The 14415-nt window shown below is 67.5% G+C and carries 13 protein-coding genes; 5 read left to right on the forward strand and 8 right to left on the reverse strand.

From position 1 onward, the window contains the following. Window positions 1-123 precede the first annotated feature (123 nt). The gene (locus tag ACFPK0_RS00720) at window positions 124-645 is read left to right on the forward strand and encodes an acyloxyacyl hydrolase (RefSeq protein WP_377337659.1); all 522 of its coding nucleotides are present in this window, start codon (window positions 124-126) and stop codon (window positions 643-645) included. Window positions 646-781: 136 nt separating this feature from the next. Here the strand turns inward: ACFPK0_RS00720 and ACFPK0_RS00725 are convergent, their stop codons facing one another. The 5 genes from ACFPK0_RS00725 to ACFPK0_RS00745 form a co-directional block, all read right to left on the reverse strand. Then, window positions 782-2308 carry a DHA2 family efflux MFS transporter permease subunit gene (locus tag ACFPK0_RS00725; protein ID WP_056606908.1) on the reverse strand — a complete coding sequence of 509 codons (1527 nt, stop codon included), beginning with the start codon at window positions 2306-2308 and terminating at the stop codon, window positions 782-784. A gap of 145 nt (window positions 2309-2453) precedes the next feature. Beyond that, a complete protein-coding gene (locus ACFPK0_RS00730; RefSeq protein ID WP_377337660.1) occupies window positions 2454-3674 on the reverse strand; it encodes an HlyD family efflux transporter periplasmic adaptor subunit in 1221 nt (406 codons plus the stop codon). Between the two features lie 9 nt (window positions 3675-3683). Then, a complete protein-coding gene (locus ACFPK0_RS00735) occupies window positions 3684-5135 on the reverse strand; it encodes an efflux transporter outer membrane subunit (RefSeq protein WP_377337662.1) in 1452 nt (483 codons plus the stop codon). A gap of 36 nt (window positions 5136-5171) precedes the next feature. After that, a complete protein-coding gene (locus tag ACFPK0_RS00740; RefSeq protein WP_377337664.1) occupies window positions 5172-5630 on the reverse strand; it encodes a MarR family winged helix-turn-helix transcriptional regulator in 459 nt (152 codons plus the stop codon). Window positions 5631-5714: 84 nt separating this feature from the next. Continuing rightward, the gene (locus ACFPK0_RS00745; RefSeq protein ID WP_056084260.1) at window positions 5715-5966 is read right to left on the reverse strand and encodes a hypothetical protein; all 252 of its coding nucleotides are present in this window, start codon (window positions 5964-5966) and stop codon (window positions 5715-5717) included. Between the two features lie 254 nt (window positions 5967-6220). Here ACFPK0_RS00745 and ACFPK0_RS00750 point away from each other — a divergent pair, with 254 nt between their 5' ends. Next, entirely contained in the window at window positions 6221-7051 is an 831-nt protein-coding gene (locus ACFPK0_RS00750; RefSeq protein ID WP_377337666.1) for a helix-turn-helix transcriptional regulator, read from the forward strand. 126 nt (window positions 7052-7177) lie between these two features. On the opposite strand, the gene ACFPK0_RS00755 is transcribed toward ACFPK0_RS00750, so the two are convergent. Then, window positions 7178-7876 carry an RNA polymerase sigma factor gene (locus tag ACFPK0_RS00755; RefSeq protein WP_377337668.1) on the reverse strand — a complete coding sequence of 233 codons (699 nt, stop codon included), beginning with the start codon at window positions 7874-7876 and terminating at the stop codon, window positions 7178-7180. 146 nt (window positions 7877-8022) lie between these two features. On the opposite strand from ACFPK0_RS00755, the gene ACFPK0_RS00760 reads away from it, so the two are divergent. Together ACFPK0_RS00760 and ACFPK0_RS00765 are read left to right on the forward strand one after the other, a co-directional pair. Further along, the gene (locus tag ACFPK0_RS00760) at window positions 8023-8571 is read left to right on the forward strand and encodes a DUF4142 domain-containing protein (protein WP_200945380.1); all 549 of its coding nucleotides are present in this window, start codon (window positions 8023-8025) and stop codon (window positions 8569-8571) included. 10 nt (window positions 8572-8581) lie between these two features. Then, on the forward strand, window positions 8582-8938 hold the full coding sequence (locus ACFPK0_RS00765) for a cupredoxin domain-containing protein (RefSeq protein ID WP_377337671.1): 357 nt from the start codon (window positions 8582-8584) through the stop codon (window positions 8936-8938). Between the two features lie 130 nt (window positions 8939-9068). On the opposite strand, the gene ACFPK0_RS00770 is transcribed toward ACFPK0_RS00765, so the two are convergent. Together ACFPK0_RS00770 and ACFPK0_RS00775 are read right to left on the reverse strand one after the other, a co-directional pair. Next, entirely contained in the window at window positions 9069-9539 is a 471-nt protein-coding gene (locus tag ACFPK0_RS00770) for a GNAT family N-acetyltransferase (protein ID WP_377337673.1), read from the reverse strand. Window positions 9540-9582: 43 nt separating this feature from the next. Then, the gene (locus ACFPK0_RS00775; protein ID WP_377337675.1) at window positions 9583-12006 is read right to left on the reverse strand and encodes a S9 family peptidase; all 2424 of its coding nucleotides are present in this window, start codon (window positions 12004-12006) and stop codon (window positions 9583-9585) included. Window positions 12007-12249: 243 nt separating this feature from the next. Between ACFPK0_RS00775 and ACFPK0_RS00780 the strand changes: the two genes are divergently transcribed. Further along, window positions 12250-14412 (forward strand): prolyl oligopeptidase family serine peptidase, encoded by a 2163-nt coding sequence (locus ACFPK0_RS00780; protein WP_377337677.1) that lies wholly within the window; start codon window positions 12250-12252, stop codon window positions 14410-14412. Window positions 14413-14415 lie beyond the last annotated feature (3 nt).

The raw sequence follows: 14415 nt of genomic DNA on the forward strand, positions 1-14415 counted from the left end.
ATCCCTCCGCTAGACAGCCGCAAAACAGCCAGCAACGGGCCATCGCCTGTGACTACGCGTGCGCGGCAGGATATACTGCACCACGTAGTACAGTATCCACTTCCCCGTTTTTGCAGGTTCCCCATGCGTTCTATCCCCACGCTCCGCTCGGCGCTCGTGTTGCTGCCGTTGACCCTCGCCGCCCTACCTGCCACCGCCGCCCGCTGGGAATTGCAAGCCGGGCAAAGCTTTATGGACGACTACGGCGCGAATACCGTCTTCATCGAAGCGGTGTTCGCACCGCACCCGCTCGGCAACACCCGCTTCAGCTGGGCGCCCGACGTCTCCGTCGGCTGGATCGATGGTCGTGACGTGGCCCGCTTTCGCGGCAAGCGCTATACCACCCGCGACAGCATCACGCTGCTGGCCGCCGGCGTGCGGCTCTATGCCGGCGAAGGCGACGAATGGAGCCGCCGGCTGTTCCTGAGCCTGCAACCGGTGGCGCACACCGGCCGCACCCAGGCGCTGAGCAGCGTCTACGAATTCGCCACCACCGTGGGCTGGCAGGGCCAGCGTTTCAGCGTGCAGCTGCGGCACATTTCCAATGGCAGCCTGCATGAGCCGAATCGCGGCGAGACGATGGCGTTGGTGGGGGTGGCGTTCTAGATCAAGAGCGCCCTCATCCGCCCTGTCGGGCACCTTCTCCCGCAAGCGGGAGAAGGGAAAAGGTGCGGGACCGAGGCTTCCCTTCTCCCGCTTGCGGGAGAAGCTGCCGAAGGCGGATGAGGGGCTCTTCCAAGACTCAGTGCCCGCCCGCCGCCGGCCCCGCCTTGGCGCTGAACGGCGGCTTGGCCAGCCAGATCACCAGCACCAGCGCGATAAACACCCAGCCCAGCATGTGGAACACCTCGTTGAACGAGATCTGGTAGCCCTGCTGGGTGATCATGTTGTTGATCACGCTGGCGCCCGCTTGCGCGTCGCCCTGGCCCAGGCGATCCATCGCCGCCTGCGAGGTGGGGTTGAACACGTTGATGTGCTCGGCCAGTTGCTCGTGGTGGGCGACCGCGCGGCGCTCCCACAGCAAGGTGGTGATGGAGGCCGAGAAGCTGCCGCCCAGGGTGCGCAGGAAGGTGGCCAGGCCGGAGCCCGAGGCGATCTCGTTCTGCTGCAGGTCCGACAGCAGGATGGTGAGGATCGGCATGAAGAACAGCGCCACGCCCAGACCCTGCCACAGCTGCACCATCGCCACGTGGTAGAAGTCGATGCCGATGTAGAAATCGGCGCGCATGAAGCACGTCACGCCCATCACGATGAACGCCACCGAGGCCAGCAGGCGCAGGTCGACCTTGGTGGCGTACTTGCCCACGAAGAAAGTCAGCAGCACCGGAATGATGCCGAGCGGCGCGGTGGCATAGCCAGCCCAGGTGGAGGTGTAGCCCAGGTTGCGCTGCAGCCACAGCGGCACCAGCAGGCCGATCGCGAAGAACGCGGCGTAGGCCAGCACCAGCGCGATCGTGCCGGCGGTGAAATTGCGGTGGCGGAACAGCTTCAGGTCGACGATCGGGTCCTTGTCGGTCAGTTCCCAGATCAGGAAGATCGCGATGTTGACCGCCGAGATGATGCTGGTGACGATGATGAAGGTGGAGTTGAACCAGTCCTCGTCATTGCCCTTGTCCAGCACGATCTGCAGCGCGCCCACGCCGATGATGAGGGTGATCAGGCCGACATAGTCGATCTTCGGCCGCTCGGTTTTCTCGACTTTCGCGCGCAACTGGTTGGCCACCACCATGCTGGCGAAAATGCCGATCGGCACGTTGATGAAGAAGATCCACGGCCACGAATAGTTGTCGGTGATCCAGCCGCCCAGGATCGGGCCGGCGATCGGCGCCACCACCGTGACCATCGCCAGCAGCGCCAGCGCCATGCCGCGCTTGGCCGGCGGGTAGATGCCGATCAGCAGGCTCTGCGTGATCGGATACATCGGCCCGGCCACCGCGCCCTGCAGCGCGCGAAACAGGATCAGCATGCCCATGCTCTGCGACACGCCGCACATGAAGGAGGTCAGCGCGAACAGCAAGGTGCAGGCGGTGAACAGCTTCACCTCGCCGAAGCGGCGGGTGAGGAAGCCGGTGAGCGGCAGCGAGATCGCCATGCTCACCGCGAACGAGGTGATCACCCAGGTGCTCTGGTTGTTGCTGACGCCGAGGTTGCCGGCGATGGTTGGCAACGACACGTTGGCGATCGTCGTGTCCAGCACCTGCATGAACGTGGCCAGCGACAGGCCGATCGTGCTGAGTGCCAGATTGGGTGGACGGAAATGGGTGGTCATCGCAATCGGTCAGTGAGGGAGTCTGCCTTTCTCCTCCCCCTGCTCGCAGGGGGAGGTCGGGAGGGGGTAACGCTCTTGACCTAAAGCTCAAGAGCGAACCCCTCCCCAGCCCTCCCCTGCAAAGCAGGGGAGGGAGTCTGATGAGCTATTCGCCGCCAGCCATGTTGGCGTGGATGATCTGCGCGATCATCGCGTCCGCCTTGGCCGACTGCTGCGCGTAAACGTCGGTGCTGAAGGCGGGCTTGGTCGGCGGCTGCTGCGCCAGCGTGGGGCCGCTGCGGTCGTGCAGGCCCACGTCCACGGTGAGCGACATGCCCAGCCGCAGCGGGTGCTTCTGCAGCATTGCCGGGTCGTCGAACAGGATGCGCACGGGGATGCGCTGCACGATCTTGATCCAGTTGCCGGTCGCGTTCTGCGCCGGCAGCAGGGAGAACGCGCTGCCGGTGCCCACGCCCAGGCTCTGCACCTTGCCCTTGTACTTCACGTCGCTGCCGTAGACGTCGGACTCGATCTCCACCGGCTGGCCGATGCGCATGTCGGTGAGCTGGGTTTCCTTGAAGTTGGCATCCACCCAGACCTCGTTCAGCGGCACCACCGCCATCAGCGGCGCACCGGGCTGCACGCGCTGGCCCAGCTGCACCGAGCGTTTGGCCACATAGCCGTCCACCGGCGCGACCAGGGTGGTGCGCAGGTCATCCAGGAATGCGGCGCGCAGCCGCGCGGCGGCGGCCTGCACGTCGGGGTGCGAGGCGACCACGGTGTCGTCCACCAGCACCTTGCTGGTCTGGTACTGCTGCTGGGCGGCAATCAGGCCGCTCTCGGCGGTGGTCAGCGCGTCGCTGGCGTGCGACAGCTCCTCGGCCGAGATGGCGCCGGACTTGGCCAGCGCCACGCGGCGGTTGTAGTCGGCCCGGGCCTTGGCCACCGCGGTCTTGCGCGCGGCCACGTCGGCCTGCGCGCCGCTGACGCTGCTGTACAGGCCGCGCACCTTGCGCACGGTGCTGGCCAGGTCGGCCTTGGCGCCGGCCAGGGCCACGTCGGCGTTGCTGCGGTCCAGCTTGATCAGCACGTCGCCGGCATGCACGCGGTCGCCGTCATCGGCACCGATGCTGATCACCGTGCCGGCGATCTGCGGCGTCAGCTGCACCACGTTGCCGTTGACGTAGGCGTCGTCGGTGCCCTCGTACCAGCGGCCGTCGAAGTAATACCAAAGGCCCCAGGCGATGGCGGCGACCAACAGCACGACGCCGAGCAGGCGCAGCATCAAGCCGCGCGACCGGGTCTTGGTTTGCGGCGGGGACGGCGGTGCGGCGACCGGTGGCGCGGTGGGTGTGCTGCCCTGTTCGGGCGGTGTCTGGCTGGACATGGGGGTGCCTCAGGAACGTGATGGGGTGGAAGAGGAAAGCGGCGCGGGCGCATCGGCTTGCGGACGGAAGCCGCCGCCGAGGGCCTGGATCAGCTGTACCGAGAGATCGACCTGCTGCGCCTGCAACTGCGCCGTGCCGCGTTCGGCCGCCAGCAGCTGCTGGCGCACGCTGAGCGCTTCCAGGTAGCTGCCGATGCCGGCCTTGTAGCGCTGCTCGGCCAACTGCCAGGCCTGTTGGGCGGCATCCTGCGCGCGCTGCTGCGCGTCGAGCTGCTGCTGCAGCGACTGCAACGCGGACAAGTCGTCGGCGACCTGGTTGAGCGCGCCCACCAGGGTGCGGTTGTACTGCGCCACGGCGATGTCGTACTGCGCATCCTTGCCGGACAGGTTGGCGCGCAGCTTGCCGCCGTCGAAGATCGGCAGGCTCAGCGATGGCCCGAACTGGTAGAACCGCCCCGCCAGGCTGAGCGGGTTGGCGCCGCCCATGCTGACCACGCCGGCCATCGCGCCGATGCTGATGCTGGGCAGGAACTCGGTCTTCGCCGCCTTGATGTCCTTGCCGGCGGCCTCGACGCGCCAGCGCGCGGCGACCAGGTCGGCGCGATGGCCGACCAGATCCAGCGGCAGGTTGGACGGCACCGCCAGTTCGGCCGGGTGCAGCAGTTGCGGCCGGGCGATCTGCAAGCCGCGGTCCGGGCCCTTGCCCAGCAATACCGACAGCGACGAGCGCGCGGCGTCGACGGCGCGGCTGGCCAGCGCCACCTGCTGCTCGGCGCTGGCCACTTCGGCGTCGCCCTGGCGCAGCTGGATCTGGTTGTCGATGCCGGCGGCGACGCGCTGGCGGGTCAGTTCGCGCGACTGGCTGGCACGTTGCAGCTCGCTGGCGGCCAGATCCTGCTGGGTGAACGCGTAGCCGAGCTGCGCGTAGGCGCGGGCCACGTTGCCGGAGAGTTCGATGCGTGCGGCGCGGGCATCGACCTCGGCGGCACGGGCCTGGCCCACCGCCGCTTCCCACGCGGTGCGCTTGCCGCCCCACAGGTCCAGATCCCAGTTGAAGCTGGCATAGCCGTATTTGGCCAGCCCGAAATGTGCCTTGTCGCCGAGCAGCGCGGCCGGTGGCCGGGCCGCGGCGACCGAGGCGCCGCCGTTCACGCTGGGCTTGCGCGCCGCATCGACGACGCCCGCCTCGGCCTGGGCGGCGCGGGCGCGGGCATCGGCGACGCCGAGGTCGGGGTTGTTCTGCAGCGCCTCGGCGATCAGCGCGTCGAGCTGCGGGTCGCCCAGAGCACTCCACCAGTCGGTGGAGGGCCAGGCGGCGGCGGAGAAATGGGCGAGGCTGTGGTCGGCCTTCAGCGTGGCCGGATCGATCGGCGTGCCGTCCGGGTGCAGGCCGCCGCTGCTGGCACAGCCGGCCAACGCGAGGGTCAGGGCGGCGGCAGCCGCAAGAAGATGCAGACGCATGGAAAGGTCCAGGGTGAAAAGTCCGGGGTGAGAGGGTCAGTTCTTGTCGCGAAGCGCGTGCAACACGCGCTCCAGGTAGTCGTGCAGTTGCGCCTGTTCGGCTTCATCCAGCGAGCGCTGGGCCGCACTCAGCACGCGCTCGTTGCAGCTGGTCAGCTCCTGCCACAGCGTGCTGCCGGCCTCGGTCAGCTCGATCCGCAGCGCGCGGCGGTCCTGCTCATGCCGGCAGCGGCGCAGGTAGCCCTTGCCCTCGAGCTGGTCGAGCTGGCGGGTCATGGCGCCGCCGTCCAGCTCCACCGAGCGGGCCAGCTCGGTGGCCGACATCGGGCCAAGCCGGGACAGCCGCTTGATGATCAGGAACTGGGTGAAGCTCAGGTTCAATCCCTTGGCCGCCAGTTCGGCCTCCATCGCGCGCACGACTTCGCTGCGGACGAGGCCGAGCAGGATGCCCAGGCTCTCCCGGGGCGTGCCAAAAGCGAGCACTTCGGAATTCATGGCCGTGCATTCTATTGCCACAGATATATTTGTCAAGGCAAATATATGGACGTTCATCTTTGCTCTGGCAAGCGTTACCGCGCTTTAGCCCGCCCGGGCGCGCAGGCTCGCCAGTTCGTCCTGCACCAGGTTGCGCAAGGCGGGGTCGCGGATCGCAAACAGGTCGAACACGCCAAGCGCCAGCAAGGTGGGCAGCTGCCCCAGCAGGCGCGGTTCGGCTTCGCGCCGTACCGATTCCGGCGTGGCCGGATCGAGCATCAGCTGTGCGTGCACCACAAAATCGGTGAAGGCATCGGTGTCGGGCTGCACGGGTTGGGGAAAGGGGAGTAGCGACATGTCGATCTCCTGGCGAAGGTGCAAAACAAACGGGCACGGCGATGGCCGGCGGGCACGGCGAACGGCTGGGAGCCGTGCGTGGTGGGTGCGGGTTGAACAAAACGGGCGTCCGCGTGGCCGTGATCGGCGATCACCGGCGTGGAAGGGTGACGGACGGGACAGGCAACCCTATTTCCACCGCCGCTATCATGGGAAGGCACTTCCCACTGCTGGTACTCCCACCACCACCACACCGGTTGTCGATGACCACGCCCATGCAACGCAACGAGCTGAAGGCTTTCCTGCGCACGCGGCGGGCGATGCTGACGCCCGAGGCGGTGGGTTTGCCACGCGGCACGCGCCGGCTCACACCCGGCTTGCGGCGCGAGGAAGTGGCCACGCTGGCTGACGTGGGGCTCACCTGGTACACGTGGCTGGAGCAGGGTCGCGACATCAACGTGTCGGCCGCCGCGCTCACCCGCATCGCGCGCGCGCTGTCGCTGTCGGCCACCGACGAAACCTACCTGTTCTCGCTGATGGGCCTGTCACGCACCGAGGTGACCGAGCACCACTTCACCCTGCCGCCGGTGACCCAGCAGGTACTGGACCTGTACCAAGCGCCGGCGTTCGTACTGGATACGGTGTTCAACCTGCTGGCCTGGAACCGGCTGGCAGGGAAGCTGTACGACCTGGGCGAGTTCGGCGGGCCATTCGCCGACAACCACATCTGGAACGCGTTCATGAACCCGGCGCGGCGCCGGCTGTACCCGGATTTCGAGAACGGTGCGCTGAACCTGCTGGGCATGTTCCGCATGAATTACGCGGCGCACCCCGAAGACACCCGCTTCGACCGCCTGATCGCCGCGCTGACGGCGGCCAGCCCCGAATTCGTGACGCTGTGGCAGCGCTGCCACACGGCGCCGTTGAGCGCGATCATCGTGCCGTTCTTCCACCCGGATTTCGGCCACCTCAGCATCCACTCGATGCGCATGCCGATCCGCGACGAGGACCACCTCGACCGCGCCACCGCGTTCTTCTTCGCCCCCGCCGACGCGCCGACCGCCGCCAGCTTCGCGCGGATGGCGCAGCGTCTGGGCGGTGGTTGATAGCCACGGACATACCTGTGGGAGCGACTTCAGTCGCGATGCTCATGGTCGGGCTGGGGGAAAAGCTCGGGTCCTGGAAAAAAGCATCGCGACTGAAGTCGCTCCCACAAACACACAGCCCTGGCGCTACCCCTTCGCCGTCAACCGCGCCATCACCGCCTCGGTGACGCGGGCGCAGCGTTCGCCCATGAAGGGGAAGGCGTCGGTGAGGGAGGCGGCCACCGTGCCGTGCAGTGAATGGCGCAGCAGCCGGCGGGCGCGATGCAGGCGGGTCTTCACCGTTTGCGGGTTGATCGCCAGCTGGGTGGCGGTTTCCTCCACCGAGCACTCCTCCACGTCGCGCATCATGTAGACGGTGCGGAACGCCGGCGGCAAGGCGTCGATGGCGTGTTCCAGCAGGTGGCGGATCTGGGTGCGCGCGGCGGACACGGCCGGGTCTTCGCTGCCGAAGCGCGAGGGGAACTGGACGATCTGGTGGGTATCCATGGGGGACTCGTCGATTTTCTCCAGCCCTACCATGTTGTGCCGCTTGCGGAGCCGGCCACGGGCCTCGTTCAGCACGATGGAGGTGAGCCAGGTCAGCAGGCTGGACTCGCCGCGGAAGGTATCCAGCTTGCGGTACGCGCGCAGGTAGGACTCCTGCAGCACGTCCTCGGCCTCGGCATCCTCACCCAGCACGCTGCGGGCGATGCGGAACAGTCGCTGGTTGCAGCGCTGCATGATGTGGCGGAACGCGTCTTGCTGACCACCACGCACCAGGGCAACCAGCGCGGCATCGTCCAGCGCGGAGTAGTCAACGGCAACGGCATGTAGGGAAGCGGACATGATTTCTCCTTGTACACCGAATGGGATGCGATGACCTCGCCGCAGGTTCCCGCCGCGGATTTCCGGAACCTCGCGGGCAGCACGCGCATCCCATGGCCGCAGACGGGCAACTGCCGAACCTGCCCATGTCCATCAGGAGAAATCACGTGAAAAAATCACTTTTCGCTCTCGCCATCGCCCTTGCCTTCGGCACCGTCGCCAGCGTGCAGGCGCAGCCCGCGCCGGCCGCCGCCACCGCGCCGGCCACCATCGATGACGCGCAGATCGCGCACATCGCCTATACCGCCGGTGCCATCGATGTCACCGCGGCGAAGCAGGCGCTGAAGAAGTCCCACAACAAGGCCGTGATCGCCTTCGCCGAGGAAATGGCGCGTGACCACGCCGCCGTCAACGAGCAGGCGCTGGCGTTGTGCAAGAAGCTGGGCGTGACGCCGGCCGACAACCCCACCAGCCAGGCGCTGGCCAAGGCCGCCGCGGCTGAGCAGGTGAAGCTGGCCGCGCTCAGCGGTGACGCCTACGACAAGGCCTATGCGGCCAACGAGGTGGCCTTCCACCAGACGGTCAACAAGGCGCTCTCCGGCACGCTGATTCCGTCGGCCAGGAACGAAGAGCTGAAGTCGCTGCTGGAAACCGGCCTGAAGCTGTTCGAGTCGCATCAGATGCACGCCGAACACCTGGCGCAGAGCCTGAAGTAAGGAGCGGATCATGCGTTGCACGTTGATGGTATTTGCCAGCCTGCTGGCGATGAGCGGCTTGGCGGTGGCGGCCACCCCGCCGACAAAAACCCCCGCGACCGCCCCATCGGCCACGCCGGCACCGCAGGTGCACGTCATCGTGGTCGACACGATGCAGTACGGACCGATGCCGACCGGCGTACGCGCCGGCGACATCATCGAGTGGGTCAATCGCGGCATCCTGGAACACACCGCCACCGCTCGTGACGGTCGCTTCGACATCGACCTGAAACCCGGCGCCACCGTGCGCATGAAAGCCACGGCCGGCACGGTGGAGGTCTATTGCAAGTTCCACCCCACGATGGTGGCCACGCTGGTGGTGAAGTAGCGCCATCGCTTTCTGCAGGAGCGACTTCAGTCGCGATGCTCTCGCCCTGAGGCTGAAAAGCAAGAGCATCGCGGCTGAAGCCGCTCCTGCAGTCGGGGGCGCGCCAATCCGTGGCGCGCCCTCTATTTTTTCACGCGATGGCTTTCAGCTTTCGTCCGCCACTGATCTCGAAACCCTCGCGGATGTAGAAGCGGAGGCTGGCGTCGAATTCGGGCAGGGGCGGCGTGCAGACCTCGATGCGGCGCCAACCGCGCGCCCGCGCCTGCGCCTTCACTGCCTCGATCAAGGCGGCACCGATGCCGCCCGAGCGAAAGTCGGGCGCCACGTAGAACTCCTGCATCGTGCCGATGGCACCACCGGCGTACAGGGCACAACCCTGCGACAGGCCGACAAAACCCACCGGGCGCTCGTCCACAGTGGCCAACAGCGCGGTGTAGCTGCCTTCGGCAAGCGTCCGCGCGCACAGCGCGGCGGTGCCGTCGAGGTCCAGGTCGAAATGCTGCACGCCCATGCGGCGGGAAATTTCCCCGGTGAGGGCAACGGCCATGCCGGCGATGGCCTGGGCGTCCGCGGCGGACGCCTGGGTGATCTCGTAATGCACGGTGAAAAACCAGCCTTGTCGTTCGGTACGAAAGTATAGGCAACTACGGCTTCGGCACCGTCGGTTTCACATAGGTGTCGAACAGCTCGTACACGCGCCGGTATTCGTCATACCACGCGTCGGGATGCACGAAGCCGTGGCGCTCCATCGGGTACAGCGAAATCCAGAAGTTCTTCTTGCGCAGCTCGATCAGGCGCTGGTACAGGCGGATGGAATCCTCGGCCAGCACGTTGTCGTCGATCAGGCCGTGTTCGATCAGCAGCGGGTCCTGCAACCGGTCGGCGTACTCGATCGGTGAGCTGGCCGTATAGGCGGCCGGATCGATCTGCGGGTCGTTGAGGATGTTGGCGGTGTATTCGTGGTTGTACAGCGTCCAGTCGCTGACCGGGCGCAGCGCGGCGCCGGCGGCGAATTCACCGGGCGCGCGCAGCAAGGCCATCTCGGTCATGAAGCCGCCGTAGCTGCCGCCGTAGATGCCCACGCGCTGGGGGTCGACGCCGTGGTGCTTCACCAGCCAGGCCTTGCCGTCCAGCAGATCCTCCAATTCCGGATGGCCCATGTTGCGGTAGATCGCGGTGCGCCAGTCACGGCCGTAGCCTTCGGAGGCGCGGTAATCCATGTCCAGCACCGCATAGCCGCGCTGCACCAGCAGGTTGTTGAACATCTGCTCGCGGAAGTAATAGGTGGACGACAGCGTCACGTCCTGCAGGTAGCCGGCGCCGTGCACGAACAGCACGGCGGGGCGGCCGGCGCCATCGCTTTCGGCCGGCCCGTAGTACTTGGCGTAGATCACGCCGGCGCCGTGGCTGGACGGGATCTGCACGATCTTCGGCGTGATCCATGCTCGCGCGGTGAAGGCCGGCTTCATCGTGTCGGTCAGCTCGCGTGGCGTGCCGCCGGCCGCCGGTTGCACCGCCAGTTGCGACAAACGGTAGGCGGAGGAATGCAGCACCGCCAGCTGGCTGCCGTCGGGCGAGAGCTTGAAGTCGTCCATGCCCTGGTACTGGGTGACGCGCGTCATTGCGCCGCCCGTGCTGGGCACGCGGTAGACGTCGTAGCTGTACGGCGCCACCTGGTTGCTGCGCAGGTAGAACCAGCGGCCGTCGGGGCTCAATTGCGGATGGCTGACTTCGAAGCGCCCGGTCGTGAGCGCCTTGGCCTTGCCATCCAGCGGCTTGCTGTAGAGCTGCGACCAGCCACTCTGTTCGCTGAGATACCACAGCGTGTGGCTGTCTTTCAGCCAGCCGAAATCGTTGAAGTTCCAGTTGATCCAGGCCGGGTCGGTGAGCCGCTGCTGATTGACCAGCGCGTGGTCGCCGAAATCGACGCTGGCGATCCAGCGGTCCTTGTTGTCGATGGCGCGCAGTTGCACGGCCAGCTCGGTGCCGTCGTCGCTCCAGGCGATGTTGTCGCCGCCGTCGCCGGCCACGGTCACGGGGCGCACGTCCGGCGCCTTCAGCGCTTTGGCCTGGTCGGCCTTGCCGGCTTTTTCCAGCGCGGCGACGGCGTCGCCGCGCAGCGTCTTCAGCGGGTCGTCCTTGATGCCGGGCAGGTTGTCGGTGGGCAGCGCGTAGGGCTTGTGCTTGACCAGGTCCAGCAGCAGCAGCGACTGGCCGGCCGGGTCGTTGCGGCCCACGTAGGTGTGCACGTCCTCGGGCTCGGCGTAACCGCTGTCGGTGACGTAGTGGGTGAGCTGCGGCAGCTTGCCCGGGTTGGCGTCCTTGGGCACGGTCACCAGCAGCATCCAGCGGCCGTTGGGCGAGAGCTGGGCATCCACCACCTTGATCTTGTCGCCCAGCCAGAACGGCATCGGCGCGCGGCCGGGGTCGGCGGCCTGCAACGCCTCGGTCTCGTCGCGCACGGCTTGCTTGTCGGCCTTGAGCTGGCGCAGCGTGCTGAAGGTGGCCAGTTGCCGCTCGCCCAGCGCATCGGGCTTGGCGTCCTGCGGATCGTCGGCGAATTTCAGCAAGGCCACCGGAGCGACGACAGCCTGCGCCAGGTCGTAGCTGTACCAGTCGTTGCCGTCGCGGTATTGCAGCGCGCGGCCATCGGCGGAGAACTGCAGCTCGGACTCGTCCTGCGGCGTGCGCGTCACCTGGCGCCGCTGGCCGCTGGCCACGTCGACCACGAAAACGTCGCCATGCAGGATGTACGCGGCGTGCTGCCGGCGGCGGTCGAACACCGGATCGCCGCCGGCCTGCGCCCGCGCCGCGGCATCCAGCTTCACGCCCTGGCCGCTGGCCGCGTCGACCCGGTACAGGTCGCGCACCGGGCTGCCGTCGCGCTTCACCGCGTAGTAGATGCTGCGCCCGTCCACGCTCCAGTACGGGCTTTCCACCGCCTGGCCGACCCAATCCGGGTTGGCCATGATGGTTTCCAGGTCCAGCGGTTGCGGGGTGGACGGCGGTGTCGCCGCCAGCGGCAGCACGGTGAAGGCAATGAGGCCGGCAAGCAGCAGTCGACGCATCTTCGGGGTTTTCCTGCAAATAGTGAGAGCTTGCGAAAAATTCGAACGCCGTAGCGAGAGCGCCGCCGGCACGGACGTTCGGCGACGTTCGCAGTAGGCGGTCGATTTTTTCGCAAGCTCTGAGCATAGCGGGCGATCCCCGGCGCGGGCGCCACCCCTGCCACAAGTCAGGCCCTGAAATCACCCGGAATCGAAGTGGCCCGCGTTACCCTCGGTGCCTTCGTTTTGCAGGGAGTTTCCGTCATGCGCCAAGCCCTCGTGGTGGCCATCCTGATGTTCGCACCCGCCGCGGCCTGTCTCGGCCAGACATCGACGGCGCCGACGCCGGTCACACGCACGCCGTCGCGCGACGTGTCGCTGATCGGCCAGCGCCTGCTGCCGCCGCCGACCCCCGCGCGGACCGACCGCAGCGAGCTGCACGGCGTGACCGTGGCCGACCCCTACCGCTGGCTGGAAACCCCCGACGATCCGCAGGTGCAGGCGTGGATCAGCGCACAGAACGCCTACACCGAGGCCGAATTGGCGAAGATGCCCGAGGGTGCGGCGCTCACCGCGCGGGTGCGCCAGCTGGCGATCACCTCCACCACCCGCAGCGGCCCGGTGCTGGCCGGCGGCACGCTGTTCTACCTGCAGCAGACCCCGCCGCAGCCACAGCCGGTGGTGATCGCGCAGGCCTGGCCCGACGGCGCCGCCAAAACGCTGGTGGACCCCAATGCCGACCACGGCGGCACCGCCATCACCGGCTACTGGCCCTCGCCGAAAGGGCGCTACCTGGCCTACGGCAGCGCCGAGGGCGGCGGCGAGCTGACCACCCTGCACGTGCTCGACGTGCACAGCGGCAAGCTGCTGCCCGACACCCTGCCTTGGGCCGGCGGCGGCACCACGCCGCAGGGTGTGGCGTGGGATGCGGACGAGCGCGGCTTCAGCTATGTGCGCTTCGTGCCGCCCGTGCCCGGCAAGCCGGTGGAACAGTTCAACGCGGCGCTGGCGCACCACACGCTGGGCCAGCCCGCCACGGCCGACCGCACGGTATTTGGCCGCGATTATTCGAAGGTGGCCGAGTACGTGCTGGTCGATGACACCGCCTCGGCGCAGGCCGCCGTGCTGGCGTACGAGGGCGACGGCGGTCCTGCCGAGGTGTTCATCCGTCGCGGCAGTGCGTTCCGCCCGGTGCTGGGCCATGACGCCAACGCGCGCACCGCGGCCTGGGTGTCTGGACGTCTATACGTGGCGACGTTCGCGGACGCGCCGCGCGGCCGCATCGTGGCGGTGGATGCGAACGGTGCCACCACCACGGTGCTGCCCGAGCGCAAGGGCGCGATCCAGCAACTGGCGCCGCTGGGCAACGGCTTCCTGGTGGTGCGCAGCGAAGGCCCGGACTGGTGGGTGGAACAGTACGACGCCAAGGCCGCCTTCGTGCGCCGCCTGCCATTGCCGGCGCACGGTATCAGCGTGGGCGCGATCGCCTCCGAGTCCGGCCAGGACAAGGCGCTGATCAGCTACAGCGGCTGGACCACGCCGTCGCGCTGGGTGGAATACGACGGCCGCAGCGGCAGCTTGAAGACGATCTTCCAGGTCAAGCCTGCGGCCGATTATTCGAAGGTGAAGGTGCAGCGCATCGACGGCACCTCGAAGGATGGCACCAAGATTCCGGTCACCGTGCTGTCGATGCCCGGCATCACCCCCAACGGCACGCGCCCCACCATCCTGTACAGCTACGGCGGTTTCGACATCCCGATCAAACCCGGCTTCGTGGGCGCCAACCTGGCCTGGCTGGAGCGCGGCGGCGTGCTGGCTTACGCCAACATCCGCGGCGGCAACGAGAACGGCCAGGCCTGGCATGCGCAAGGCCAGAAGCTGCACAAGCAGAACGTGTTCGACGATTTCCACGCGGCCGCGCTGGCGCTGTTCAATACCCGTTGGACCGACCGCGCCCACCTGGGCATCCTGGGCGGCAGCAACGGCGGCCTGCTGATGGGATCGCAGATCGTGCAGCACCCGGCTGACTACCGTGCCGTGGTGGCGCGGGTGGGCATCTACGACATGCTGCGCCACGAGACGGATTTCGCCAACGGCCCGTACAACGTCAGCGAGTACGGCAGCATCACCGACCTCGCGCAGTTCAAGGCCACGCTGGCGTATTCGCCGCTGCAGAACGTGAAGCCGCGCACCGCCTACCCCGCCGTGCTGATGACCACCGGCGCCAACGACCCGCGCGTGGCGCCTTGGCAATCACGCAAGTTCGCCGCCGCGCTGCAGAACGCCACCTCATCGGATCAACCGATCCTGCTGCTGACCCGCATGAATGCCGGCCACGGCGTGGGCGCGCCCTTCAGCCAGCGGGTGGGCGACACCGCCATCGGGCTGACCTTCTTCGCGCATGAGTTGGGGTTGCCGGCCAAATAAGGC

It is taken from the genome of Rhodanobacter ginsenosidimutans (genome assembly GCF_042655685.1).
In the GTDB taxonomy this organism is placed as follows: domain Bacteria; phylum Pseudomonadota; class Gammaproteobacteria; order Xanthomonadales; family Rhodanobacteraceae; genus Rhodanobacter; species Rhodanobacter ginsenosidimutans.

Excerpts from the sequence above, each read along its gene's own strand:
- ACFPK0_RS00720 (WP_377337659.1), top strand. The coding sequence starts at position 124 with ATGCGTTCTATCCCCACGCTCCGCTCGGCGCTCGTGTTGCTGCCGTTG.
- ACFPK0_RS00725 (WP_056606908.1), bottom strand. The coding sequence starts at position 2,308 with ATGACCACCCATTTCCGTCCACCCAATCTGGCACTCAGCACGATCGGC.
- ACFPK0_RS00730 (WP_377337660.1), bottom strand. The coding sequence starts at position 3,674 with ATGTCCAGCCAGACACCGCCCGAACAGGGCAGCACACCCACCGCGCCA.
- ACFPK0_RS00735 (WP_377337662.1), bottom strand. The coding sequence starts at position 5,135 with ATGCGTCTGCATCTTCTTGCGGCTGCCGCCGCCCTGACCCTCGCGTTG.
- ACFPK0_RS00740 (WP_377337664.1), bottom strand. The coding sequence starts at position 5,630 with ATGAATTCCGAAGTGCTCGCTTTTGGCACGCCCCGGGAGAGCCTGGGC.
- ACFPK0_RS00745 (WP_056084260.1), bottom strand. The coding sequence starts at position 5,966 with ATGTCGCTACTCCCCTTTCCCCAACCCGTGCAGCCCGACACCGATGCC.
- ACFPK0_RS00750 (WP_377337666.1), top strand. The coding sequence starts at position 6,221 with ATGCAACGCAACGAGCTGAAGGCTTTCCTGCGCACGCGGCGGGCGATG.
- ACFPK0_RS00755 (WP_377337668.1), bottom strand. The coding sequence starts at position 7,876 with ATGTCCGCTTCCCTACATGCCGTTGCCGTTGACTACTCCGCGCTGGAC.
- ACFPK0_RS00765 (WP_377337671.1), top strand. The coding sequence starts at position 8,582 with ATGCGTTGCACGTTGATGGTATTTGCCAGCCTGCTGGCGATGAGCGGC.
- ACFPK0_RS00775 (WP_377337675.1), bottom strand. The coding sequence starts at position 12,006 with ATGCGTCGACTGCTGCTTGCCGGCCTCATTGCCTTCACCGTGCTGCCG.
- ACFPK0_RS00780 (WP_377337677.1), top strand. The coding sequence starts at position 12,250 with ATGCGCCAAGCCCTCGTGGTGGCCATCCTGATGTTCGCACCCGCCGCG.